The 26,310-nt window shown below is 37.1% G+C and carries 25 protein-coding genes and 1 pseudogene; 7 read left to right on the top strand and 19 right to left on the bottom strand.

Translation table 11 applies throughout. From position 1 onward, the window contains the following. Nucleotides 1-254: 254 nt before the first annotated feature. Nucleotides 255-1,850: a catalase gene (locus MKY09_RS16120; RefSeq protein WP_169360505.1), complete on the bottom strand. Its 1,596-nt coding sequence runs from the start codon at nucleotides 1,848-1,850 to the stop codon at nucleotides 255-257. An 87-nt stretch (nucleotides 1,851-1,937) separates the two neighbouring features. Continuing rightward, nucleotides 1,938-2,492 (bottom strand): hypothetical protein, encoded by a 555-nt coding sequence (locus MKY09_RS16125; protein WP_342567103.1) that lies wholly within the window; start codon nucleotides 2,490-2,492, stop codon nucleotides 1,938-1,940. 401 nt (nucleotides 2,493-2,893) lie between these two features. Between MKY09_RS16125 and MKY09_RS16130 the strand changes: the two genes are divergently transcribed. The 4 genes from MKY09_RS16130 to MKY09_RS16145 all read left to right on the top strand — a co-directional run bounded on the left by MKY09_RS16130 (nucleotide 2,894) and on the right by MKY09_RS16145 (nucleotide 6,006). Further along, nucleotides 2,894-3,151 (top strand): hypothetical protein, encoded by a 258-nt coding sequence (locus MKY09_RS16130; RefSeq protein ID WP_169360507.1) that lies wholly within the window; start codon nucleotides 2,894-2,896, stop codon nucleotides 3,149-3,151. Nucleotides 3,152-3,178: 27 nt separating this feature from the next. Next, nucleotides 3,179-3,922: a gluconate 2-dehydrogenase subunit 3 family protein gene (locus tag MKY09_RS16135; RefSeq protein ID WP_169360508.1), complete on the top strand. Its 744-nt coding sequence runs from the start codon at nucleotides 3,179-3,181 to the stop codon at nucleotides 3,920-3,922. A gap of 29 nt (nucleotides 3,923-3,951) precedes the next feature. Further along, nucleotides 3,952-5,694 (top strand): GMC family oxidoreductase, encoded by a 1,743-nt coding sequence (locus MKY09_RS16140; RefSeq protein ID WP_169360509.1) that lies wholly within the window; start codon nucleotides 3,952-3,954, stop codon nucleotides 5,692-5,694. A 111-nt stretch (nucleotides 5,695-5,805) separates the two neighbouring features. Further along, on the top strand, nucleotides 5,806-6,006 hold the full coding sequence (locus tag MKY09_RS16145; RefSeq protein WP_169360510.1) for a twin-arginine translocase TatA/TatE family subunit: 201 nt from the start codon (nucleotides 5,806-5,808) through the stop codon (nucleotides 6,004-6,006). 170 nt (nucleotides 6,007-6,176) lie between these two features. Here the strand turns inward: MKY09_RS16145 and MKY09_RS16150 are convergent, their stop codons facing one another. Continuing rightward, nucleotides 6,177-6,788, bottom strand: a complete 612-nt coding sequence (locus MKY09_RS16150; RefSeq protein WP_342567104.1) for a TetR/AcrR family transcriptional regulator — start codon at nucleotides 6,786-6,788, stop codon at nucleotides 6,177-6,179. 238 nt (nucleotides 6,789-7,026) lie between these two features. Here MKY09_RS16150 and MKY09_RS16155 point away from each other — a divergent pair. Further along, nucleotides 7,027-7,790: pseudogene (locus tag MKY09_RS16155) on the top strand (DUF817 domain-containing protein). Between the two features lie 159 nt (nucleotides 7,791-7,949). Here the strand turns inward: MKY09_RS16155 and MKY09_RS16160 are convergent. The 5 genes from MKY09_RS16160 to kynU all read right to left on the bottom strand — a co-directional run bounded on the left by MKY09_RS16160 (nucleotide 7,950) and on the right by kynU (nucleotide 14,426). Beyond that, on the bottom strand, nucleotides 7,950-9,560 hold the full coding sequence (locus tag MKY09_RS16160; protein WP_342567105.1) for a glycosyltransferase family 4 protein: 1,611 nt from the start codon (nucleotides 9,558-9,560) through the stop codon (nucleotides 7,950-7,952). Nucleotides 9,561-9,740: 180 nt separating this feature from the next. After that, nucleotides 9,741-11,129, bottom strand: coding sequence for a protoporphyrinogen oxidase (locus MKY09_RS16165; protein ID WP_342567106.1), 1,389 nt, complete (start codon nucleotides 11,127-11,129; stop codon nucleotides 9,741-9,743). Between the two features lie 520 nt (nucleotides 11,130-11,649). After that, a complete protein-coding gene (gene kynB / locus MKY09_RS16170) occupies nucleotides 11,650-12,276 on the bottom strand; it encodes an arylformamidase (RefSeq protein WP_342567107.1) in 627 nt (208 codons plus the stop codon). 12 nt (nucleotides 12,277-12,288) lie between these two features. Beyond that, complete coding sequence (gene kynA, locus MKY09_RS16175) at nucleotides 12,289-13,143, bottom strand: tryptophan 2,3-dioxygenase (protein WP_298470112.1); 855 nt, start codon at nucleotides 13,141-13,143, stop codon at nucleotides 12,289-12,291. Between the two features lie 14 nt (nucleotides 13,144-13,157). Further along, nucleotides 13,158-14,426 (bottom strand): kynureninase, encoded by a 1,269-nt coding sequence (gene kynU, locus MKY09_RS16180; protein ID WP_169360515.1) that lies wholly within the window; start codon nucleotides 14,424-14,426, stop codon nucleotides 13,158-13,160. A 128-nt stretch (nucleotides 14,427-14,554) separates the two neighbouring features. Between kynU and MKY09_RS16185 the strand changes: the two genes are divergently transcribed. Further along, nucleotides 14,555-15,637, top strand: a complete 1,083-nt coding sequence (locus MKY09_RS16185) for a glycosyltransferase family 2 protein (protein ID WP_298470116.1) — start codon at nucleotides 14,555-14,557, stop codon at nucleotides 15,635-15,637. 147 nt (nucleotides 15,638-15,784) lie between these two features. Then, on the top strand, nucleotides 15,785-16,774 hold the full coding sequence (locus MKY09_RS16190) for a collagen-like protein (protein ID WP_342567108.1): 990 nt from the start codon (nucleotides 15,785-15,787) through the stop codon (nucleotides 16,772-16,774). Between the two features lie 273 nt (nucleotides 16,775-17,047). Here the strand turns inward: MKY09_RS16190 and MKY09_RS16195 are convergent, their stop codons facing one another. The 11 genes from MKY09_RS16195 to MKY09_RS16245 all read right to left on the bottom strand — a co-directional run bounded on the left by MKY09_RS16195 (nucleotide 17,048) and on the right by MKY09_RS16245 (nucleotide 26,304). Then, on the bottom strand, nucleotides 17,048-17,194 hold the full coding sequence (locus tag MKY09_RS16195) for a hypothetical protein (RefSeq protein ID WP_342567109.1): 147 nt from the start codon (nucleotides 17,192-17,194) through the stop codon (nucleotides 17,048-17,050). Nucleotides 17,195-17,355: 161 nt separating this feature from the next. After that, nucleotides 17,356-17,631: a DUF1292 domain-containing protein gene (locus tag MKY09_RS16200; protein ID WP_298470122.1), complete on the bottom strand. Its 276-nt coding sequence runs from the start codon at nucleotides 17,629-17,631 to the stop codon at nucleotides 17,356-17,358. Between the two features lie 98 nt (nucleotides 17,632-17,729). Next, nucleotides 17,730-19,439, bottom strand: coding sequence for a phosphoenolpyruvate--protein phosphotransferase (ptsP, locus tag MKY09_RS16205; protein WP_342567110.1), 1,710 nt, complete (start codon nucleotides 19,437-19,439; stop codon nucleotides 17,730-17,732). Beyond that, entirely contained in the window at nucleotides 19,427-19,702 is a 276-nt protein-coding gene (locus tag MKY09_RS16210; RefSeq protein WP_169360521.1) for an HPr family phosphocarrier protein, read from the bottom strand. Before MKY09_RS16210 ends, ptsP begins: the two co-directional genes overlap by 13 nt. Nucleotides 19,703-19,794: 92 nt before the next feature. Continuing rightward, the gene (gene nagE, locus MKY09_RS16215) at nucleotides 19,795-21,237 is read right to left on the bottom strand and encodes an N-acetylglucosamine-specific PTS transporter subunit IIBC (RefSeq protein ID WP_298470126.1); all 1,443 of its coding nucleotides are present in this window, start codon (nucleotides 21,235-21,237) and stop codon (nucleotides 19,795-19,797) included. Nucleotides 21,238-21,337: 100 nt separating this feature from the next. After that, the gene (locus MKY09_RS16220; RefSeq protein WP_298470128.1) at nucleotides 21,338-21,820 is read right to left on the bottom strand and encodes a PTS glucose transporter subunit IIA; all 483 of its coding nucleotides are present in this window, start codon (nucleotides 21,818-21,820) and stop codon (nucleotides 21,338-21,340) included. A 221-nt stretch (nucleotides 21,821-22,041) separates the two neighbouring features. Next, the gene (locus MKY09_RS16225; RefSeq protein WP_342567111.1) at nucleotides 22,042-22,677 is read right to left on the bottom strand and encodes a FusB/FusC family EF-G-binding protein; all 636 of its coding nucleotides are present in this window, start codon (nucleotides 22,675-22,677) and stop codon (nucleotides 22,042-22,044) included. Between the two features lie 70 nt (nucleotides 22,678-22,747). Beyond that, nucleotides 22,748-23,509: an HAD family hydrolase gene (locus tag MKY09_RS16230; protein WP_342567112.1), complete on the bottom strand. Its 762-nt coding sequence runs from the start codon at nucleotides 23,507-23,509 to the stop codon at nucleotides 22,748-22,750. Nucleotides 23,510-23,579: 70 nt separating this feature from the next. Continuing rightward, nucleotides 23,580-24,506 carry an S-layer homology domain-containing protein gene (locus MKY09_RS16235; RefSeq protein WP_342567113.1) on the bottom strand — a complete coding sequence of 309 codons (927 nt, stop codon included), beginning with the start codon at nucleotides 24,504-24,506 and terminating at the stop codon, nucleotides 23,580-23,582. Beyond that, complete coding sequence (locus tag MKY09_RS16240; protein WP_342567114.1) at nucleotides 24,461-25,813, bottom strand: YcdB/YcdC domain-containing protein; 1,353 nt, start codon at nucleotides 25,811-25,813, stop codon at nucleotides 24,461-24,463. The genes MKY09_RS16235 and MKY09_RS16240 overlap by 46 nt, the downstream gene beginning before the upstream one ends. Nucleotides 25,814-26,160: 347 nt before the next feature. Continuing rightward, complete coding sequence (locus MKY09_RS16245; RefSeq protein ID WP_298470134.1) at nucleotides 26,161-26,304, bottom strand: hypothetical protein; 144 nt, start codon at nucleotides 26,302-26,304, stop codon at nucleotides 26,161-26,163. Nucleotides 26,305-26,310: the final 6 nt, after the last annotated feature.

Genomic DNA, 26,310 nt, shown 5'->3' on the forward strand with positions numbered 1-26,310 from the left:
TTAATCTATTTAAAGTCTAAGAAAAACAGATTTATTATATTATCATTAGTATATAGGAACTCTATTCCCTAGTACAACAATAGGTTTTAAAAGTAAGAAAAATAAGAAAAGCTCTCTGAATTTTTAAATCCTTAATCTCCTTAGGCCCTGTCATTTCCCCCCGTAGCTCTATAGTTACCAACTGAGAAAAAATAAAAACGTGAAATCAAGGAACGATTTCACGTTTGTTTATATTAGAGTATTAAATTTTTATATCAATAAGGATCAGCTTCATGACTATTTTCTACCGCTTGCTGTGGAGCTTTTTCTCCATTTACGTCCCCAAGTGGATGTTGACTAGAGCCACCTTTAGGTGCATTTTTTAAGCCTTCCTTAAGAAGTCTTCCGTACTCTTCATCCGCTTCCTCTGCTAGAGCAATCATCTTATCCTGAATTCTTGGGTCACACTTAGAGAGATCATTCACTAGGTTAGACAGTAGCTCTGTTTTCTCCCACTGTTCAAAATTACGATAGGTTTCCCCTGCTTGCTTCGTATTACTTTGGCGATCTATCGATTCTCTAACTAAGTTTCCTTTAATCATTGGGGTGTATTCCTTGCCAGTTTGTTCAGCCTCATGTAATCCATCTAAAATAGATGGCTCGTAGTTAATATGAGGGTTTTGGAAAGGGCCTCTATCTAATCGGTATGCCATTTGGCCGCCTGTTTGATTGGTTGCCACACGCTTTTTCGGTGCATTAATAGGCAGCTGTAAATAGTTAGCTCCTACTCGATGACGTTGAGTATCAGAATAGGAGAAGGTCCGTCCCTGAAGCATTTTGTCATCTGAGAAATCTAATCCATCTACTAATACCCCTGTACCAAATGCTGCTTGCTCCACTTCCATGAAATAATCCTGAGGATTACGATTTAACACCATTTTCCCAACTGGCATCCATGGAAATTGATCATTCGGCCATAACTTTGTATCGTCTAACGGATCGAAATCTAACTCAGGGTGTTCACCATCACTCATAATTTGAACATTTAACTCCCACTCAGGGAAATCTCCCTTTTCAATAGCATCATATAAGTCTTGAGTAGCATGATTGAAATTTTTCGCTTGAATTTCTTCAGCTTCTGATTGAGTTAAATTACGAATTCCTTGTTTAGGCTCCCAATGATACTTGATCAGGACTCCCTCACCATCTTTATTTACCCATTTATACGTATTTACTCCTGAGCCTTGCATCATGCGATAATTCGCTGGAATTCCCCAAGGCGAATAAATGAATGTAACCATATGAAAGGATTCCGGAGAGCTTGCACAAAAATCAAAAAATCGTTCTGCATCTTGAATATTTGTAACAGGATCTGGCTTAAATGCATGAATCATATCAGGAAATTTCATCGCATCACGAATAAAGAAAATCTTTAAGTTGTTTCCTACTAAATCCCAGTTGCCATCCTCCGTATAAAATTTCACTGCAAATCCTCTAGGATCACGTAGCGTTTCAGGTGAATGTCCTCCATGAATAACGGAAGAAAAACGAGCAAAAACCGGTGTTCTTTTTCCTTTTTCCTGGAATAGCTTAGCTCTAGTATATTTCGATATACTTTCATTACCAACTGCTCCGTACGCTTCAAAATACCCATGTGCTCCAGCCCCTCGTGCATGAACTACACGTTCTGGAATCCGCTCTCTGTCAAAATGACTTATTTTTTCTATGAAGTCATAATTTTCAAGCGTTGCTGGACCACGGTTTCCAACTGTTCTTATATTTTGGTTGTTCGTAATTGGATGTCCCTGTCTATTTGTCAGCGTATCCTCGGTCTCACGATTAGTCTCGTTGTTAGAATGATCTTTTTCCAATTTTTATCCTCCTAGCTTTAACTTTACTTCTATTCCATTCTGTCCAAATGTATAAGTAAATATTCCAGCATAGGAAAAAGGAAGTAGTTATAATACGAACTCTTTTTCTATTAAAATAATCGATTCTTCCACTAAAAAGTGAATTAGCTTACCTTCATAAATTAGTTCGATGTCAGGATATTCAGCAAAATGATGCGGCTGAACATAAGATGGTTTAGCTATATCTATAGTTGACTCGTTCAATATAGTAGCAACAAACTGCGAACAAAAGAAGGCATTCTCCCTTTGAATATTTAACTGAAGAGCAATTCCAAACAAACCAAGCAAGTTATACTTATACTTCTTTTGCTCTGCTTTAAAAGTAAGCACCTTGTCACGCATCCGATCATATTCGTCCAAAGATACTTTGTATTTTAAAATGGAACAATTAGCATGATACAGTAATCCACCACGAGCATCTTCCTGCACAAATCCTCCGTTAATAGGATTGTATCGTTGCTTTCTTCCAAAGCTATATACTTCATTCAATTCCTCATCAAAAGCAATCGATGCATGATTTTTACTTTTCCCTGTATACATTCCTATCAACCTAGAAAACCAGGTGCCTGTGTCACTTAATACAATATAAACCGCCTTTTCCATCTTCCCACCCCACGAACAATACTTCTTTATTTCTTTATCATCTCTTAAAGAGAAAACTCTATGAAGAGACTGCAGATGGAAAGCCACTAAGACCTAAGATGTATTCTTTTAAATAATCATCGTTGATTATTCTTTTTTCATTTCATATCACCTATGGGCACTGCAGATAGTTTCAACCATTTAAGAAAATTTGTTCGTATCTAGTAGGAAAAATTTTATTTATGAAACTAACTTAATTATTTAGCAAAAATGGACACTTTCAATGAATATGTTGTGTGAGTAGTCGATTGTCCCTTTATTAATGATTGAAGATAATACTTTTAACTGATAAAATTCTTTCGTTACATAGTTCTACAGAAATAGCATCTTAAGAAAATTTCAACTTATAAAGGAGGATAATAATGTCTAATTATAATAGAGAAGAACTAGTGTTATTGAATCAAATATTGCTTGCTCTCTTTCTAGTAGCGGACTTTGCACTTTTTCTTCATTTCTCTCACAGTTCTTTCCCTTGGTTTGCATTACTTGGTGCAGGTATTGGTTTAGCTATTATTGTTCTTTGCTGGGCAGAAAAAGTACAGATTTATTTCATTGCCAGTTTGCTAGTTTTTACAGGCTTCTTTTTACTAATATACAATTGGCATTCTTTATTCCATTAAGCAAATCATAATAGGAGGTTTACCAAAATGTCAGAACAAGAAAATAAACAAACTTTTTTAGATAAACGTTCTTCGAGACGTAAATTTATTAAAAACTCCGGGCTTACTGTCGGAGGTATCGTACTAGGTGGAGCGCTTGGAAGCCTAGTAGCCGGAAAGTCAGAAAATACTCAAACTGCTGTAGACGCTACTCATAAGGCCGTAGACTATAGTGAGACTCGTCAGTTTTTTGTTCGTCAAAAGGACTTTGATGCATTAGCTGCTGCCACTGAGCTAATCTATCCAGAGGATGAGCATGGTCCAGGAGCTATTGCTTTAGGAGTACCATATTTTATCGACAAGGCATTAGCTAGCCCATGGGGAACTAATGCGGATGATTACCGCAAGGGACCATTTAAGGCTGGTGAGATTCCTTTGGACAACAGTGAAATTTTACTTCAAGGTGTCCGTAAGCTAAACGAGGTTTCTGAGAAACAGCACGATGGAACTTTATTTAAAGATTTATCAGAGGAACAACAAATTGCGATTTTAACTGCATTCCAAATGGGTGAGGTAGAAATGCAATTCATGAACTCTGCAGTATTCTTCACTAATTTAAGAACTCTAACACTTCAAGGGTGCTTTGCTGACCCACTATATGGTGGAAACAAAGACATGGCTGGCTGGAAGATGAAAGAATTCCCTGGAGCTCAAATGTCTTACACTGCCTATTTAGATGAAGAAGAATTCGTTTCAATAGCACCTGTTAGTCTAGGTGGACATCAACACTAAGCAATTTAAAAATGGAGGTTACTAAGGTTATGGTTACAAAATTACCAAAAGTAGACGTTGTGACAACTGGTATGGGTTGGACTGGCGGAATAGTTGCTGCTGAGCTGACTAAAGCTGGTTATCAAGTAGTTGGTCTTGAACGTGGAGTTGAAAGATCTATTGAAGATTATCTTCATGGACACGATGAGCTAAAATACAATGTACGTAAAGAACTAATGCAAAAACTAAATAAAGATACAATTACTTTTAGAAACACATTAAATGATGAGGCAACTCCAGTCCGCAGTGAAAATGCGCTAGTTGTAGGTACAGGTACTGGCGGCGGCGGTGCTCACTGGGGCGGTCAAACGTATCGTTACTTCCCATATGACTTTGAAATTCGCAGTAAGACAATTGAAAAGTACGGCGAAGGTAAAATCGGGAAAGATGTAACTATCCAAGATTGGGGTCTTACTTACGATGAAATAGAGCCATACTACTCTAAGTTTGAACAAATGGCTGGTATTTCTGGGGAAGTGGATCCTATGGCAGGTCCACGATCTATTGACTACCCTACTCCACCTTTAAAGAAACTCAAACAAATGAAAATGTTCCATGAAGCAGCAGAAAAGCTTGGTTGCCATCCGTTTGTAGTTCCTACTGCAAATGTATCAGAAACATATGTAAATCCAGATGGAGAACAACTAAACGCTTGTCAATATTGCGCATTCTGTGGTAACTATGGTTGTGAATACGGGGCTAAAGCAGATCCGATTGTAACGGTTATCCCAACCGCTAAGAAGACAGGTAACTTTGAATTACGCACTCATTCTTTAGTTACTCGTGTACTATATGAAAATGGAAAAGCAACAGGCGTGTTGTACAAAGATATTAGAACTGGTGAAGTATTTGAGCAACCAGCTGATATCGTTGCTTTAACAAGCTATACATTTAATAATGTTCGTCTACTTCTTTTATCTGGAATAGGACAACCTTATAATCCTAAAACAGGTACTGGAGTAATCGGAAAAAACTATACAGATCATCATACAATTACCGGAGCAATTGGTTACTTTGAAGAAGAGAAATTCAATAGTTTCATTGGAACAGGTTCATTAGGTTCAGCATTTAATGATTTCAATGCCGATAACTTTGACCATAGTGATGTCGATTTTATCCATGGTGGTCAAGTAGAGATGCACTTATTTGGAAACGAACCAATTGCGAACAATCCAGCTCCTTTTGGAACACCAACTTGGGGTAAAGAATTCAAGAAAAACTCATTACATTACTACCATAGAAATGTATCGGTTGTTTCACAAAGAGCTATTTTACCGCATAAGGAACATTATTTAGACTTAGATCCTGTATATAAAGATGATAATGGAGATCCATTGATCCGTGTTACATTCGACTATACAGCAGAAGACCATAAGCGTAATGAATTCCTTGTAGAAAAATGTGCCGAGGTAGTAAAAGAAATGGGTGCTGACATAATAGACGTAATCCCAATGGCAGAACATTTCGGTGGAAGATTCACATTCCAACATGATGCTGGTGGAGCAATTATGGGTGAGAATCCTGAAACGTCTGCAGTAAATAATTATCTTCAAATGTGGGACGCAGAAAACTTATTTGTATGTGGAGCATCTGCTTTCCCTCACTTTGGACCTACTAATCCAACACCAACTGCTGCTGCCCTTACGTATAGAGCAACTGAAGGTATGATTAAATACCTTAAAAATGGTGGCGGACAATTAGTTTCTGCGAAAAAAGAAAAAGAATTAGTGTAATCTCTATATAGATTAGTCAACGAATCTAAGCTAGGGAAGACCATTTTTCTGTAATGATATGTTATAGTAAACGTGCACCGTCATTCAAATTACAGACAAGGAGGAAACAATATGCCAAATATAGGTATCCCGGGTCTAATACTAGTTTTAATTATTGCTCTAGTAATCTTTGGTCCTTCCAAACTACCTCAGCTAGGTAAAGCGGTTGGTCAAACCTTAAAAGAATTTAAAACTTCTACGAGAGATATTATCAATGATGAAGAAAAAGATGATAAAAAACTTGTGGACTCTGAAAAAGAAAAACAAATATAATATATATTTCCAAGAAAGTGGGCTAGTAGCTGAAAATACTGGCCCACTCTTTTTGTGAGATTTATTAATGTGAAGTTAAAAACCGATAAAAAAAGGCACTTTCTGTTCAAGGAGAACAGAAGTGCTTTTTCTTATAAATTGCCTATGGGAAGTTTTGTTTTCTTAGCATCTCAATTTCTATTAGAAGGTTTCTCTAGTTTAAAGGCACTTTCTGAAGTTTTAAAGATTTCTAAAAGTATATCTGCAATTTCTTCTGGTGTTTCTATACAGCCCTCTTGTAGCCATTCTATAATCACACCGTATGACCCATACATTTTATAAGTATTGAAGTGTTTAATCCCAATGACTTCATTCGATTCATTTAGATAGGTTATACCGTAGAATATTTCCTTGAATTTATTTAAAAAGCACTCTTGAAATCCTGGAATAGAATCTTTGACATATAAAAGACTATAAACGCTTCTATGATCATATAAATGTTTGAAAAAAGCATTTGATGTAGAAATAATTTTGCGATAATCTACAACTGCAGTGCCTAAAAAGGGACTGTGAAAGGCATATTCTAAATCCTTTAAAGTTTCTAGCACTAGCTCCTCCGCAAGATCCTCTTTATCCTTATAATATATATAAAACGTACTTCGATTGTAGTCTGCTCTTTCTACTACATCCGTAATGGTAACGTTTTTATAGCCTTTTTCTTTCACTAATTCTATAAAATGAGACTTGAATATTTTCTTTGTCCTTCTCACTCTTCTATCAACCGAACTATTTTCAGCGCTCACATACATTCTCCTTTGTTAAAATTACCCCTTATTACGGACATTTAATATATCTCTGATTACGAGGAATATTATATCCTATTAAGCGTCATTAAGGTAGGAATATTTTCTAAATATTTCTCGAAACCGTTAGTCCTTATAGACTATCAAAGTTCAGAAACTTCTTCTTTTTTTATTCGTCCCCTTTTATATGTGTTTGTTTAAACCAAAAAAGACCATCAGTTAGGAGGTAATCCATGACGTGAAGAACTTTATATATTTTGGTTATCTACAAGCCATTTCATGCCTATTTCCTGTAATTATTTTTGGAGCTCTAGCGCTCTCCAAGATATTTTCTATACCGTATTTGCCTCGCTATGATTTCATACTCATTATTTGTATTATTGGCCAGGTCTTTATGCTAGCATCTAAATTAGAAACTTGGGATGAATTTAAGGTTATTTGTCTATTTCATGTGATTGGCTTAGCATTAGAACTTTTTAAAGTTCATATGGGTTCATGGGCTTATCCAGAGGATGCACACAGTAAAATTTTTGGTGTCCCGCTTTATAGCGGATTTATGTATGCAAGTGTAGCAAGCTACATTTGTCAAGCATGGCGCAGATTTGACCTGCATATTTATCGATGGCCCGCATCCATCTTTGCAGTGCTGATAGGCGCTTTAATTTATTTGAACTTTTTTACACATCATTACTTTTACGATATACGCTGGATTTTAAGGCCCTCTTATTCCTCACATTCTTCCGGACTGTCGTCAGTTTTCGTGTAAATGAAAAGGTATATAAAATGCCTATTATTCTATCCTTCTTGTTAATTGGTTTCTTTATTTGGGTTGCTGAGAACATAACTACTTTTTTAGGAGCTTGGCAATATCCTAACCAAGAGCAAGTATGGTCCATCGTTCATATTGGAAAGATTAGTTCTTGGTTTCTTCTTGTAATTATCAGCATAATAATAGTAGTCCAGCTAAAAAGAGTGAAGAATGGCACAGAAGTTGTACGTTAAATCTATTTTCTCTAAATCAATATTGACCTCTGTAAATCCGAGGGTGATTATGAAAAATCACAATCATCCTCGTTTTTTAAACTTTTATTTGGGCACTTCAGTTAAGAATAAATGTTTAGAAGATGTAAGAAGATTAATTTAAATAAATTAGTTTATATCCTATATAATTTTCTTCATATATTCCTCTATTTGATCTACTACATGCTCGTATCGAAAGCTTAATGCAGTTTGCCTTCCATTTTCGGCTAACATTTTCCTTAGTTCCATATCATTCAGAAGCTTCTCCAAATGCCCTGATAATTGATGAGTATCTCCAGGATCCGCCAGTAAGCAATTATAGCCATCAATCACAAACTCCCTTACTCCTCCACAATCTGTTGTTACTACAGGCAACCCACAAGCCATTGCTTCTAAAGGAGGCATTCCAAAGCCTTCGTAAAGCGAGGTAAATAAAAAGAGATCAGCTTCTTGGTAGCTTTGTACTAAAACGTCTTGAGGGGGATGGACAATTAATTCCATAGGAAAATTCGTAGTGTAACCAGGATGCGATTGACACACCCATTTCACCTTAAACTTATAACCCTTAATCCATAATAAATTCAAAGTAATCATAGCATCCCCAAATGCTTTAAATTCATGACTTGGGTTGCCCACCAGTAGAATAGTTGGTATTTCATTAACATCTATCTTGCTTATAGGTCTATAAACTTCAGTATCTATCCCATTAGGAATAATCTCGGTATCCAGGCCATATTTAATTTTCAATATATGAGCGATACAGTTAGATACACTTACAACAGGGATCCCCGTTTTATAATAGTTTTTTAATGTATTCCTTACTTCTTCATAGTTTACTTCAGGAATGTCTCCAAATAATCTTTCATGCCCTTGCTCCCAATAGAAAACTGCAGGCTTTACATCCTTTAGCTCCGCCATTTGGTATACCCAACCTACGACGACTATGTCACACTCTTCTACATAGCTATTTGTCGGTGCACCGTAAGGGATAATAACCTCCTTATCCACTTCAAGATCTGACCAAGAAGGAATGACCTTCTCCTGTTCCAAATTACCTCTAAAAAACGCGGTTATGTGGTGCCCTTTTTTGCGAAGCATTTCCATTTGCGATAACAGCATCTTCACTCCTCCGGTTAAGCCCTGGTGAGGTAAAAGGTAGCCAATCTTTAAATGATTTTTTGGAGAAGAAGGCTTCTTCTGAGGGGACGGATATATTTTAAATAAACTTGCCCCGTTATCATGAATTTTTACCTGACTATATCTGAAATCATAATCAATGAAGTCAATGATGTTCCACCGACTTTTATGGGTTTCTAGATCATTCCCTAAGTACTCCCCTTGCACTGCTGGATATAGCGGGGTTGATATAATAATAGATTTATTCGTGATTTTTAATAAGTCGTCTATTAGTTGCAATCCATCTTTTTTATCGAAATGCTCCAGTACATCTATCAATAAGAGAGTGTCGTATCTCTTCTTTAAAGTAGGAAGCACCTCGAAAATATTCCCATAATAAATATTATTATATACATAGTCATGTACTGGATTATTATATTCCTTGAAGCCTTCTATACCGTCCATTTGAAGATGCCAGGATTCCTTTTCATAACGTTCATAAGGAATATCAAAAACTTCCCTTAATAATAATCCATATTTTCCAAATCCAACACCTATATCTAAAATTGACCCTGGAGCGTCTTTCACTACTAAGTTCACAATTTCAGGGATTGCTTGATACCAGCTTGTAGGCATAATTTGTGCTCCTTACTGTTTTTTATAACAAACCTAACCTCATACTTTCTATATGTATGATTTATTTGCACTCTTAGTTACTCTTTTTACAATAAAGAACCATTCATTTGAGCAGAAAAACAGAAGAGGACATCCCAAAGAATTTCTTCTTTGGGATGTCCTCTGTAATCTTGTCTTGCATTACTTCATCTTTTCTACAATTTGTTCCGCTGTTTCTTTACCATTTTTGATACAAGGGCCAATTCCTACTCCATAATATGAGCAACCAGCCAATAATACTTGAGGGAATAGCTCATTCATTTTTTTCTCAAGGGATTTGATCGCTTCTGCATGTTGCAAATGATAATTTGGCATCATATCGTTCCATTTTGTTACCTCTACTACCTGAGGAATACCATCTAGCTTAAGACTATTTCTTATATCCTTCATTGCAACCTCAATTAGTTCTTCCTCAGTCATATGCTTCATCTGTGTAAATTCTGGGTTCGTGCTCTTATAAAACATACGAACCAATAACTTACTATTTTTTGATGTATGCTTCCATTTACGGCTAGTCCATGTACAAGCATTACATTTCACGTCTGAGTTTTCCGATACAATATAACCAGTACCCTCTGCAGGTAGCTGCTCATCAGGTATATCAAAACCAAGATAAATACTGATGAGAGACGAGTTTTTAAGTTTATGGAAGTCAGTATCTAATTCCTTATGATTTAATACTTTTTGTGCTACGTCATGCGGTGTTGCTAAAATAACATAATCTGCTTCTACTACTTGATGATCCGATAATGACACATAATACATACTATCCTTTTGCTCTATATTAGTGACATAAACACCTTTAAAAATAGTAGAGTCTATAAGCTCTTTTTCTATACCGTTAATTAGTGTAGACAAGCCATCCTTAAAGGAAATAAACTTCTTATTAGCAGACTTTTGAAATCGCTCCTTGTTAGCCCCGAGTCCTTTGATAATACTACCGTATTGATTTTTATAATCGACCAAATAGGGCAACGTTGTTTCCATAGTCAGCTTGTCCAAGTCCCCAGAATATACGCCAGAAAGAACAGGAGCAACCTGTTTCTCCACAAGCTCCTCCCCTAAAAAATGCTTTAAAAAAGAGCCAATAGAGCTTTCCTTCGTAAACCCTTCGTTCGGCATATCTAAATCCTTTAAGGCTTCCTCTTTCCCTTCATCTGACACAAGGGTACTACTTTCAAGCGATTCTACACTTGTAGGAATCCCAAACACAGAATCAGCCGGAATGGCATGCAGTTCATTATTCGTATATAAATAAGAAATTCCTGTTGCATTATATACTAGCTCATCCTCTAATCCCAGTTCCTCCACTAAAGGTAATACTGATTCATGACGCGCGACTATAGAATCTGCGCCTACCTCCATAATAAAGTCATCCTTATGTACGGAATGAATCTTGCCTCCTAAGTATTCATTTGATTCGATCAAGGTCATTTCAAATTGTAAGGATTTTTCATTTTTGAGCTGGTGCAAATAATGCATGACTGAAAGTCCTGTTATTCCCCCACCTACGACAACTACCTTTTTCAAAGTAATCACTCCTCCTGTGCTTCATACATACCATGTTATCTTAAGTATAAACATGTATAAAAGGATATAGTATGATTTCTCTCACTCTCCAGGATGATTTTGAAGGAACGTTTACAGGATTGTCAAATTTAATCTAATAGGAGGCAGTCGCTATACATACTTTTTGGTGTTATTTTAAAAAGCTTTGTTAAAGTTATAGGTTGATTTTGACTAACAATTCTTTTTATATATAGACTGTAAACATTATATAAGTGACCTTCAAATGACAAATAAATTATGAAATTGGGGTTGGTGACAGTTTTTCGGCTTTGTTTAAGCGAGTAAATTTATAAGCAATTTATCGATGCATCAAAGAGGTTCCTATTTATTGATTGGAGCGCCAGACGGCGACTCCTACGGGATGAGTGAGACAGATAAGACATCACTACCACGCGCGTAAGCGATGGGTGATGGCTTATCGCTCACCCCGAGGAAAGCGTCCGGCTGGGGCGGAAATCAATTCTACTCTCTGATCTAAGATTTAAAGTGCTCTTAGAACAGCTCTGACCGGACTTCCATCTGCTCCAACTATTTTTAAGGGCAACGCGATTAACTCATACTCCCCTTCCGCAACATCTTGCAAGTATAGGTTTTCGATAATATTTACTCCATGCTGATATAAAGTATGGTGTATCGGAAGTTCCTTACTTTCAATATCATCTACAGAAGGAATATCCAAGCCCAATAAAAATATCCCCTTTTCTTGTAAAAACTCACCTATATTCTCTCTTAACAAAGGTATGGAGCTAGGAAACTGTTCAACATTCGTCACTTTTTTCGTTTTCAATAACAATCGTTTTGTACCATCTAAATGAAAGCCTTCTAATTCCTCACGACCAATCAAGTCCAAGCCTGTTACATCAACGACTTTAGCTGCTCCAATATAATTATTAATATTTAACTTTTCTATCGTATCGGCACTATTATTAAAGTGAAATGGTGCATCTGCATGAGTTCCGGTATGCACACTTGCAGTAATCTGTCCTATATTCACGGAACCTGTTTGTTGCTTAGTATGCACCACTTCAAAGCTAAATGGTGTGTCTCCTGGCCAAACCGCAATTTCTTTAGATAATGGTAGCGTAATATCTATCCACCTATTAGACATATTCCCTCACCCCTATAGATTAGTTCGCAAATCCCATAACTCTGGAAAAAAACGATGATCTAGAACCTTTCGTAAATAATTTACTCCAGAGGAGCCCCCTGTCCCTACTTTAAAGCCAATAATTCGTTCCACTGTTTTCATGTGACGGAATCTCCACTGTTGTAGCCAATCCTCAATGTCTATTAACTTTTCTGCCAGCTGATAAAGCTCCCAATGCTGATCAACATTTTTGTATACTGTCTTCCACGCCTCAGCGACACTGTCGTCACCGGAATATGTGATTGAGTAATCCCTTTTCAATAAATCAGGATTAATAGGAAATCCTCTTCTAGCCAAACAGTCAATGGACACATCATAAATACTTGGTGATTCAAACGCCAACTTCAGCTCTTCGTGTAGTGCCGTATCCTTTTCGTAAATTTTTAATATGTGTGCTGTTTTGTACCCTAGAGCAAACTCAATTTTACGATATTGATAAGACTGAAAACCGGATGACTTCCCTAAATGATCTCTAAACTCTAAATATTCTGCAGGAGTTAAAGTAGACAATACATCCCAGGCTTGAATTAACTGTGATTGTATTTTTGTTACTCTCGCTAACATTTTAAAGGCTGTTTGTAAATGATCCTCTTGAATAGCTTGAATAGCACTAGTCAATTCGTGAAGAATAAGCTTCATCCATAATTCATTCACTTGATGAATAATTATAAAAAGCATCTCATCGTGATGAGTAGATAACGTATTTTGACTAGCTAAAATGGTATCCAGTTTAAGGTAATCTCCATAGGTCATATCCTGTACAAAATTTGTATGAATCCCGTTTTCGTTAGATTCTCTCTCTTCAGAATTAGCAATTGGATTAGACAAAAGCTTTCCCCTTTCTAGGCTATTACTTCTCTTTCATTATCATATTGGGAGTATTCCTTCTTTTCCATAATTTCTTTTAATATATTTACAGTTTTCCAAACCTCTTCAAACGTGTTATATAGAGCTACAGGTGCCAAGCGTATACCATTAGGAGGTCGGTAATCAGGAATTATATTCCTAGATTTTAACGCTTTGCATATTCTTGCTGCCTCCTTATGCATTAGAAACAGATGACCACCTCTTTGTTCTCTTTCACTTGGTGTAATAATTGTAAATTCAAAGTTACTTAGCTCGTTCTCTATTAGAATTCTCATAAATTCTGTTAGTTGCTCTGACTTTGACCTTATTTTGTGTATGCCCACCTCCCCAAATATTTCAAGAGAGCCTAACAAAGGGGCTGCACTTAATATATGAGGGGTTCCTATTTGAAAAGAACCAGCTTGGCCAGCAGGTGTCATGAAGATTTCTAAATCAAATTGCTTCTCTTTTCGAGAGCCAAACCAGCCTGCAAGTCCTGGACTCTTGCCAAGATGCTTTTGATTTGTATAAAGACCACCTACAGATCCCGGACCTCCATTTAAATGCTTATAAGTACACCAAAACGCAAAATCTACTCCCCATTCATCTAAAGAATGAGGAATTGCCCCAATCGAGTGGCATAGGTCAAAGCCAATTAAAATATCTCTTTTATGTGCTTCATCTGTCAGCTTTTTTATATTTAAAATTTGGCCACTTCTATATAGAACACTAGGTAATACAATCATGGCTACTTCTTCAGTCATTGCTTCTATTATATCTTCCTCGAGTAAAAGCCCATCCTTCCCCTTCACCATTACAATATCCTCTTCTGGTGATTTCCCATGTAAGGATAACTGACTGCTAACAGCATACAGATCAGATGGGAAGTTCAGTTCATCTACTACAATTTTCGTTTTCTTGCCTTGAGGCTTATAAAAGGTAGCGATTAACTGATGTAGATTAGTTGTCGTGGAACCCGTAATTATTACTTCCTCTGGCATAGCTCCTATCAATGGGGCACACATTTCCCCAAGCTTTTCAGAAAGATGAAACCAGGGATGCTCACCTTTTGTCCAACCATCAATTCCAAAATTTTTCCATGAATCCAATAAATTTAAAACGGCTAATTCAGCTCGTCTAGATAAAAGTCCTAGCGAATTGCCGTCCATGTATATAGTATTTGCTGGGATATAGAACTCTTGACGATAATGATTTATATCATCCTCTTGATCAAGCTTTCTAGCGAATTCGATAGTACATTCCATTCAAGTATCATCCTTTTACCGAATTTTCTTTCTATTATACCAAAAACAGGCATACATATGTATGCGATATAAAAGAACCGGCTCCTTACATTTTACATATAAATATAAGGAGCAAAGGGGGATTGAATATGATTACTATAAGTTTATGTATGATAGTAAAAAATGAAGAAGAAGTTATTGGGAGATGTCTTGCATCAGTTAAAGACATAGTTGATGAAATTAATATAGTCGATACTGGCTCAACTGATCAAACAAAAGAAATAGTTAAACAATATACAAATCGCATATTTGATTTTAAGTGGATAGATGATTTTGCTGCGGCTCGAAATTATTCTTTTGAGCAAGCAACCAAAGAATATATATTGTGGCTCGATGCAGATGATGTTTTTACAGAGGACGATCGAAATAAGCTAAAACAACTAAAAACGTCTCTTGATCATTCCTATGACGCTATTTCTATGAAGTACCATTTAGCCTTCGATGAAAATGGGAATGTAACCTATCTATTACGTAGGTATAGACTTGTTAATAGAAAAAAACAATTTAAATGGATAGGTCAGGTCCACGAATATTTAGCAGTAGAAGGTAACCTTTTAGATAGTGATGTTGCAGTGAGTCATCTGCCTTTGAGTCATGATTCCAATAGAAATTTAAGTATCTACCAAAAAATGATAGATGACGGCAAACAACTAACTCCACGTGATACGTTTTATTTTGCAAACGAATTAATGGATCATGCTAAATATGATGATGCAATTACTTACTATGAATTATTTCTACAGTCCAATCAGGGATGGATTGAAGATAATATAAGAGCATGCTTCAAGCTTGCTGACTGCTACTATGAATTAGGCAACCATCATCAAACATTATTATCAACGCTAAGAACTCTTTCCTATGATATACCACGCCCAGAGGCTTGTTGCAGAATAGGATACCATTTTATGGAACAAAATAAAAATCATGAGGCTATTTATTGGTATAAGAAAGCTCTTAACTATAAGAATAAAGAGTTACTCAGTTTCCAAAACACTAATTTCTCTACCTGGTTACCTCACCTGCAACTTTGCGTTCTTTATGATCGAATTCAAGAACATAGAATTGCTCACTCTCATAACGAGGAAGCAAGAAAATATAGACCTACCGATGAACGAATAATAGGTAATAAAAAATACTTTGAGCAAATATTGAAAGATAGTCTAGAAGAATAGAACCTAGTATATTAATCATTTTACCTATTTAAAGCCACTTTCCTCAAAAAAAGTGGCTTTTTTTTGAAATTTAATTAGACAAGTAGTCCTTTGACCTCCTCCAATCTATTTTCAACGAATAGGATGTGACAGAGAGGAGGTGAAACAATGGATTTAAATAATTACTTTAGCAGAAATGATGATTGTAATAAATGTAGAAATTGTCCTACTGGACCTACTGGGCCTACGGGACCTGCAGGAGGACCTGTTGGACCTACTGGGGCTACTGGGGCTACTGGGGCTACTGGGGCTACTGGGGCTACCGGGGTATCTGGAGCTACGGGTGTAACTGGGGCTACGGGTGTAACTGGAGCTACTGGAGCTACTGGGGCTACTGGGGCTACCGGGGTATCTGGAGCTACGGGTGTAACTGGAGCTACTGGAGCTACTGGAGCTACTGGGGTATCTGGAGCTACGGGTGTAACTGGAGCTACTGGAGCTACTGGGGCTACTGGGGCTACTGGGGCTACCGGGGTATCTGGAGCTACTGGAGCTACTGGGGCTACGGGCACTACTGGGGCTACGGGCACTACTGGGGCTACGGGCACTACTGGGGCTACTGGGGCTACTGGGGCTACTGGGGCTACTGGGGCTACTGGAGCCACGGGGGCTACTGGGGCTACCGGGGCAAGAGGTGCTACGGGAGCTACGGGAGCTACGGGCGCTACTGGGGCTACTGGGGCACCAGCTGTTACAGAATTTGCTCAGGTCTTTAACAGATCTACACAAACAGTACCTGTAGGCGGATCCGTAACATTTGATACCACTGGACCAATAGTTGGTGATATTACCCACACTCCTGGCACAGCTACTATCACTGTCGGTAATTCAGGATATTATCTAATTACCTATTCTGTTACAGGAATCGAAAATAACCAATTTGCAATATTCGTTAATGAAACTCCACTACCGGAAACTCTTTACGGTACACGTGCCGGGACTCAACAAAACAATGGTCAGGCCATTGTATTCTTAAATGCTGGAAATGTTATTTCTTTAAGAAACCATGGCTCTGATCTTTCCATTTTCCTATCAATTGAAGATGACGGTAATGAAACAAACGTAAACTCTTCAATTATCTTACAAAGATTGACGTAGTTCCTATAAGAAGACTTATCTTTTCCTCAACAACTAGAGAATGAAGCTGTAACTAGCTTCTATTAATAAAAACCGTGAAACTATACGTTTCACGGTTTTTTCTTTGATTGTAAGAAGGAGACAAGGCTTTACTAACCTCTAGCCCAGATATATCTCTAGCTCTACTGATAAAAGTTTTAATAGTTTTTCATTTTCCAAAAAAATTTCTTTTAAATTATTTATTTTATTTTAAAGTGAACAAAAACGAAAAACTACTATGAGAGTTGTGATTATTTAAATCGTAGCAGAATGATCAGTTGTGGTGCTTGAGTTGGTAAAAAAAGCATTATAGGCAATTAAAGTCACACCTAGTTTTTCTTCTAACTCGTGCAATTCCTGCAACTGTTCTTGATCTAACTCTGCAAATTTATAATCTTCCACATTGAATCATCCTTTCTCTCCTTTATAATCTCCGTCCCCCGATATTTTATACATACCATAACTATGAATCAGCTAAAAAAGCACGAGAAATTTTACGGTTGGTAAAATTTCTCGTGCTTTTCGATTCTAAGGTAGATTATAGCCTTAGATAATTTTCTATGTTATTCAGCTTCTGCAGCCATAAAAGCAGCAGATACTTTATCGAATTCTTCATCACTTTCGATATTAGCTAGTTCATCTTCGCCTTCTATACGTAAAAAGAACACATCGAAATCTTCCTCTGTTTCTTTTTGAATTTCATCAGCAAAGCCAACAGCTGCATAGGTTTCACCTTCGACTTCTAGTAAACCTAAAACCTCAATATCCTGTTCTTCATCGTTTTCATCAATTACAGTAAAAATGTCGCCAATTTCTACTTTTCCAGTATTTTCTTCCATTCCAATCTCCTCCTAACAAAGTTCTATTCAAGTACCCTTTTTACTTTCACTTGATATTTCATCATTACACATTTACTAGTAAAAAGAAAGAAGTAAGATCACAGAAGATGTTCTTTTACATATTGTGATACTTCTTTGTCGGTAGCCAACGTTAATATGTGCTTAAGGTGTTCGCTTAATTCTTCTTTGTTTAATTTTGTAATTTGAGATCTAGCCCTTAAAATAGCAGAAGGATTCATCGAGAACTCATCTATTCCAAGTCCTAATAAAAGCGGGATAGCTATTTGGTCTCCTGCCATCTCTCCACAAATCCCAACCCATTTGCCTTTCTTATGTGCTGCTTCTACCACAATCTGAATTGCTCTTAAAATAGCAGGGTGGTAGGGCTGATATAGATAGGAAACCTGCTCGTTCATGCGATCAGCTGCAAACATATATTGAATTAAATCATTTGTGCCAATGGAAAAAAAATCAGCTTCCTGTACAAAAAAGTCGGCAACCATTGCAGCAGCAGGCGTTTCCACCATCATGCCTATCTCAATTTTCTCTGAGACAGGAATTCCTGCATTTAAAAGCTTTTGTTTTTCTTCTAACAGAATAGATTTGGCAAGTCGAAATTCCTCAAGTATTGAAATCATCGGAAACATAATTTTTAAATAACCGTGAACACTAGCCTTTAATAGCGCACGTAACTGTGTCCGAAAAATGTGCTGTCTACCAAGACTGATACGAATTGCCCGATACCCTAGAAACGGGTTACTCTCTTTAGGAAGACCTAAATATGATAAACCCTTATCTCCACCAATATCCATTGTACGAACAACAGTAGGCTTATTCTGCATTTTTAACAACACTGTTCGGTAGACATCAAATTGTTCCTCTTCAGTTGGCAGCCCACTTCTGTTCATGTAGAGAAATTCTGTACGAAATAAACCAACACCCTCTCCTCCATGAGCGAGCACGGCATCTATATCATGAGTATTACCGATATTTCCAACGATATGAACGGTATGCCCATCGGCAGTAGTGCTAGGAACAGAAAGGTAATGCCTTAAAGACTTGCCTCCTTCTACTAATACCTTTTGTTTATTCAAATAAAACCTTTTTATATCATCTACAGGATCAATAATTACTCTTCCCATTTCTCCATCTACTATGAGAGGGATACCATGCTTTATATCTATTGTTCCCTTTTTTGTACCGACTACCGCTGGAATATCAAGTGAACGCGCTAATATAGCCGAATGAGAGGTTTTTCCACCAACGTTCGTGACAATTCCTTTTATATATTGCTTATTCAATTGAACTGTAAGAGATGGCACTAAATCATCTGCAACTAGTATTACCTCTGATTGAATTAAGCTAAGGTCGGGTAAATTTACACCTATCAAATTGGAAAGCATACGTTTGGCCACATCTCGAATGTCAGCTACCCGCTCTTTCATATAGTCATTTTCCATTTCAGCGAATGTCGTTGCATATACATCGGCAACTTTAGTTAGGGCCATCTCTGCATTGTTGCCTAGTTTGATTTGATCTGAAATCGCAGTTAACCAGGCAGGATCTTCTAACACTAATTCCTGAGCAGCAATAATGGTTGCCTTCTGTTCCCCCATGTATTGTTTGGTGGAATCATATATAAGCTTTAACTGTTTCTTTGTACTAGAGATGCTCTGTTTCAATCGTTCCATTTCAATCTCAGTATCATGGACTCCCTTTGGGTCAAAGATGAGATTGGGCTCAATTAAACAATATGCAGGAGCAATAGCCAATCCACTTGAAGCGCCAATTCCCTCTAGTTCTCGCATCCTTCACCAATTCCTTGTGAAAATATCACTTCAGATAATTTATCCAACAGCTCTTTGGAATCATCTCCCTCGGCAACAATCGTAATCATTGCGTGTACTGGAACGCAAAGAGTCATCACAGAAAGTATGGATCGTAAGTTTGCAGATTGGCCATTATATTTCAGCTCAACCGCTGAAATAAATGGTTTTATCGCTGAAACTAGTATAGCTGCTGGTCTTGCATGTATACCCTCTGTAGCGGTAACTTTAAAATGTCTTTCCATCGCTTCTCCTCCATAATTCTTAATAGAAAAAAGAGGCAGACTCCTCTCAGAGTCGGCCTATGTTAAGTTAGTTTAATTACTCATATAATCTTTTACTTTCTCAATTTATCTACCTCATCAGCAACAAATTGAACGTTTGTGCCAACAATGACTTGAATACTTTTAGGCCCTACTACATTAATGCCATGAATCCCGGACGATTTGATTTTCATTTGGTCTACTAGATCCATATTTTTAACTTCTACACGTAAACGAGTAGCACAATGCTCTGCAGACGTTACATTTTCCTTGCCACCAAGTCCAGCAAAAATTTTAGTAGCCATTACTGCAAACTTATTATCAGCAGAAGTTGCCTCTGTTACCACCTCTACCTCATCCTCATCTTCTCTTCCAGGCGTTTTTAAATTGAATTTTATAATTAGGAAACGGAATAAGAAATAGTAAATAACTGCAAATACCAATCCTTGCACTATGAGCATATAAGGCTGGTTGGCGATTGGAATACTCAAGCTTAAGAAATAATCTATAAAACCTGCACTAAAACCAAATCCGGCTGTCCACTGAAAGGATGCAGCAATAAATAAGGATAGACCTGTTAGAGCAGCGTGAACCACATATAAAGCAGGTGCTAAAAACATGAAGGCAAATTCAAGAGGCTCTGTTACACCAGTGAAGAAGGATGCAAAACCAGCCGCAAGCATTAAGGATGCCGCTTGTTTTTTCCGCTTCGTTTTAGCTGTATGGTACATAGCTAACGCTGCTGCTGGTAAACCAAACATCATGATTGGGAAAAAACCTGCTTGATACATACCTGTTATCCCTTTTTCCCCTGTGCTTGACCAAAAATTCTTAATATCACTGATCCCGATCGTATCAAACCAAAAAACTGCGTTTAAAGCATGATGAAGACCTGTTGGGATTAAAAGACGGTTGAAGAAGCCATAAAGCCCTGCTCCCGCTGCTCCTAGTCCACTGATTGTTTCTCCAAATGAAACCAACCCTCCGTAAACAATCGGCCAAATGAAGAATAGGGCTACGGAAATAGCCAGCATCACAAAAGAAGTAACAATTGGTACCATTCGTTTTCCACTGAAAAAAGCAAGGAAGTCTGGAAGCTTTACATGACTGAAGCGATTGAACATTGCAGCCGCTATCATTCCTGAAAGGATTCCGACAAAGGCATTATTTACTTTTCCAAATGCTGCATCTACCTCGCCCACATCAATTCCTTGAAGCAAGGAAACGGTAGCTGGAGAAAGCATAGTAGTTACGACTAAAAATGCAACTAGCCCACTAAGTGCTGCCGCACCATCTCTTTCCTTCGAAAGTCCAATCGCCACACCAACCGCAAAAAGGACCGCTAGATTATCTAATATTGCCCCGCCTGCTTTAATAAGAAAAGCGGCAACTACATTGTCAGTTCCCCAGCCTGTCGGGTCGAGCCAATACCCCACTCCCAGCAGTATTGCTGCAGCAGGTAGTACTGCAACCGGAAGCATTAATGAACGACCAAGCCTTTGAATATAGCTCTTCATTGTTTGCATCTCCTATTCTTTTCATAGATTCATGGGATAAAAGATAATGATTGCCTTAACTAATTCCACAAACTCTTATACTACTTTCACCTCTATTCGTTTATTTCGAAGAAACCGTCATAAGAATTGTTTTTCCTTCTTCAGCTTGTGGAGTGTCTATTAAATTGACCTTCTTCTCGTTACTATTAGTCACTACAATAGGAGTTACTAGATTTATGGCTTTTTCACGTAAAAAATCCCAATCTACCTGGATTAGTAATTGTCCTTTTTTTACTATGTCGCCTTGTTCTACACATGCAGTAAAGCCTTGTCCACCCAAGGACACGGTCTCTAAACCGATATGAATGAGTATCTCCGTCCCATCTCCTGCTCGAAGACCGATCGCATGCTTTGTGGTCGCAAGATGAATAATAGAACCATCACAAGGAGCGAAAACATCTCCGCTAACTGGCAGGATAGCTACCCCCTCACCTAGCATCCTTTCACTAAATACTGGATCTGGAACTTGATCTAGAGGGTTTACAATGCCGCTAAACGGTGCGTAGATATTCAGCTTTTGCTTAGAGAAGAATTTAGAAAGCATACTTTTGGTCCCCTTTATCCGTCTTTTAACACGCTTACATATCCCTATACACCAATATATTGTCTAGTCCCACATTAAAGAACAGAAAAAGAAGCAGGCATAAAATTAATGCCTGCTTCTTTAATAAGTTGTTTGATTGAACTATTTTAGGAATCTTCAAAGGGGGTGTATATAAAATATGCTCATTGATTGACTTGCTTCTATCAATGAGAATTTTTGAATTATTTTACATTGCCAAAAAACTCTGTCAGCTTAGTAGAATCCGTTATATTTTCATTGCATTTTATGCTATCCATGCAGATCGTATTTCCTTGCTTCGTGAATGTCCCCTCACTACCTTTTTTGGAATTCATCATAAACAAGGTTACTTCTTCTAAGTGGTTACAGATGGCGCAAATGCCTTTTTTCACTTGGTTTCCGTATGTTCCCCGTCTTCCAAAAAGCTCACCAGCATTTTCATAAATAATATATTTACGGTTAGTACCTATGTCAGTTATACAAAAATATACTATGCTGCTTCTTTCTTCAACTGTTAGCTTAGGTGCCTTGAGTTTCTTATCTTTTGGAAAAAACTTTTTAATGGTTTGTCCCGTAATCTCTGGGAAAGGAATAACGTAGTTCTTAGCTTCTGCCAAATACACTTCGAGTTGCTCTTTATTTTCTAGCTCCAACACTCTATCGATTAACATTTGCTGTTCTTCATTTATACCTGTAAAAACCTCAGCACTTTTTTCCTGAACAAGCTCTTTTAATGCTTTTATAACAGATCTATCCCTAGTAACACTGAGACCTTTTACTAACTTTTTGGCTTGTTCCTTTAATATATTATATTGAATTGGTACCATGAACTGCTCCATTGCTCTTACTCCCTACTTTAACTTTGATACTACTTAAATTACCAACCTTTGTAAGTAAGTGCAAGTGAGGTTACAAAAAAATATCCAATAGCTCCTCCAATTTATAAATTACAGAATAAGGTATAGCTTCTCTTGGAATAGCTCTTAAATTAACCTGTGATTCTCTACTCAGTTTAGCTAGGATAATATCCCTGAGCATTTCATGTCGGGTTCTTAACTCTAGCTTGATAGACTTAAGTTGCTCCGGTAAGCTTCTGTTAATCCAGATTGCCTTAGCACCCCAAGTATTTGCAGGTATAATATCGTGATCAATTCGGTCTCCTATATGAGCTACAACTTCGCCTAACTCCATAAATACTCCCTCATCTGGCTTTGCATAGCCAATCATGTCAGGTGTAATTATTCTATCAAAATACGGGGTCAGTCCTAAAGCATTCATTACTGGCATCTGAAATTTAGAGTAGCCATTTGTTATAATCGCAAGAGAATAGCCTCTTAGTTTTAGCTCCTGCAATACTTCTAAAATTCCTTCTTCTAAAAGATAGATGGCACCTGGAACACAATTTTTTTTTACTATCTCTTCTACGTTAATCAACAAATTTAACTCATGTAACTGGGTATAGGAAGTAATGATTTCTTCCCAATCATATGCCTCCACGTATTGTCGTTGATTCAGGCGATTTCTATGCTCAGCAACAAATGATTCTACACAATTTGTTAAGTTCCTATTCTCCTCGCAAATGGCATTGCGTATTTCAGGAAATACATAATCAATAAAAGGATTTTGCATAATCGTTCCATCTAAATCAAAAGTGATCCATCTGTTTACCATTTTACACCCCACTAACCAAATGATAGAAGTAGAAAAGCCCTCGCTTCAACGAGGGCTCCTAGCTTAATGATTAATAATTATTGTATCTTCCCTTTTTAGCAATTTCATGGGCTAAGCGTATAGTAGAAACCGACATTTCCGCATAAGTAACTTCCTGTTGCGGATTAAATTGATTTTTTTCAGTAGCAAATAAACCATACTTATTCGCTAACGCTACATAACCAATGTAGTCGGATTTAATTTTATTTGTATCCTCAAAGTTAACCTTGTATATATCATAATGCTTAGCCGCATGCTCTAGCCCTAGCACACGGATATACCAAGCAGAAAGTTCTTCTCTTGTTACTGGTGAATCAACATCAAACTTCTTATCCCCCGCTTTTATAATTTCAGCACTTACAGCACGTTCAATCAACTGAAATAATGGATGTTTTGGATCTATATTATCGAATGTTTGCTCCACCGTTTCATTGCCATAATAATACCTTCCCTCATAGAAGTAGGTTAAGGAATTCATTAATATTTTTAAGGCCTCGCCCTTCGTAATAGCTGCATCTCCATTAAAAGCCTTAGCATCTTTTACATCTAAAATTTTTGTGCTTATTAGATAGTTTAGTTCTTCCTGTGCAGTTGGATGAGAAACAACCACAGAGCTTTGCTCTCCACCAAACAGACTGCTCCATTTACCAGTCGTAGCATCTAGGGTACTATAAGAGCTGTCGTTATATACAGGCACATATAGTAAGTCATAGTGTTTATTATCTTTCTTTTGCATTTGCTTTGAATAATTCAGTTTAACTTTTAAAGAATTATTTAAAAGTGTCTTTGCCTCTTTTGCGGAAATCACTTCCTTAAGAGAAGGCCACTCTTCCACCTTTTGTTCATTTACATATAAGCTGCTCAAGGAACCATCTGCTGAAACTCCAACGTTTATGGAATCTCCACTTACTATTATGCCATTAACAACTCGTGGGAAGGAGAAGTTATATGCGCCCATATTTTCCTCATAATAAGGCTCATCGACAGGCATACTAAAGTTGTGTAAGTAAGAAGGAACCATTCTTTAATATAGCTTGTTGCTTTCGCTAAAGCATCCTTCTGAGAAATTGGCTTGGCAACTTCCTGTTTCTCTCCAAGTTCATTCATTAAATACCCTAACATATTGTGATATTGAATGACTTCCCCAGTAGCCTTGTTAATTTCAATACTAGCACCGCTACCACCGTTTCTATGGTTATACATATACTGAATACTGTAAACCGTCTGACCATTATAGTTCTCAATCTCATCAATAGATTGAATGCTTAATTTAAGCTTGTCAGATTTATTTTCTAACAGCTTTTCAGCTGCTTTCTTCGCTTGTTCCATAGTGATCCCCTTCTGCTTTGCAGGCAGAGGCTTCTCTACAATCTTTTTAAGCTTTGCTTTGGATGGAAATTGATCCGTATATCCATTTGGAGTTAACCACTTACCTGTAGCAGCACTCAATCCAAGAAAATTACCTGTCGGTTGATAGACTAGCTTAACCGTACGCTCTCCCGATTGATAGTCAATATTTACCTGGTATTGAAGCTCTACCTCTAGATTCTCTTTTAATTTGTTTAATATATCTTTTTCAGACTTAATATTTTTTACTTCATCAAATGTATTCTTTTCTTGTGTAGAGGGATATTTATAAAAACTAGTAATTTGACCGTTTCCAAGAACATTTATATCTACACGGTTATCGGATATAGATATATCATTTTTAGTTTTAGTGAATGAAAAAGAGTAGTTAATTGGTTCTGTTAAAATTCTTGTTGGATAATAGTAATTATTATCGCTTTCGAGCTGATAGGAATCCTCCTTCAACAAGGTTTTCACAAAGTCTACGGCTAATTTTCTAGCTTCGTCCTTAGATACCTTTGCCGGGAATAAGGCATCTGATCCAATTGGTGGAGAATATGAAAAATGCTCAATATCTAAATTATCTCCAACAAACCCAACACTTCCATAAACTCGTTTACCTTCTATTGTCTGGGTAAAGCTAAGACTATACCGGGATGTCTCATCCTCTGGAGTATAATAATTGCCACTACTCATCTGAAAATCACTGCTTTTCAATGAATCAAACTGCTTTGGAAAATACGAGCGAAACTTTTTAATTAAATCGTCCTTTGTATAAACAACGTTTGAAGCAGCTACCTGTACAATCGGTTTACTAGTCTGATTCGTCCCATTTGGAGCAGCGCTTACAGTAGTAGAAAATAACCCAACGGTCAATGCCGATGAAGTTAAAATAATCCCAAGCTTATTTAATCTCACCTAAATAGTCCCCCAATTTATTACTATATTTTCATATCTATATCTTCCTATGCTTGTCTATTAACTTATCTATGGAATAGGTTGCTTGAACATAATCTGTTTCCTAACTCTCCTCCCTTTTAAACACAAACTTATTTATATATATGCTCCATAAAATTAGAATATTCCAATTAAAATAAGTTTTTTTGACTTGATAGGTAAAAGAGTATTTAGAGTGGGTGACAAAGAACTATTTGGGTGAGTGTCGTGAAGTGAAAAAGGGATTGTAGTAAATTATGTGGGCATTGTCGTAATCCATTGCTCGATTGTTGTAAAGTTTGAGTTGATTGTAGTAATCTAGCCGGTCATTATCGTAATCCATTTGGATCGTAGTAATTCGTGGTGGCATTGTCGTAATCCATTGCTCGATTGTCGTAAATTTTTAGTTGATTGTAGTAATCTATCCGGTCATTATCATAGTCCATTTGGATTGTAGTAATTCGTGGTGGCATTGTCGT

It is taken from the genome of Psychrobacillus sp. FSL K6-4046 (assembly GCF_038624605.1).
GTDB lineage: Bacteria > Bacillota > Bacilli > Bacillales_A > Planococcaceae > Psychrobacillus.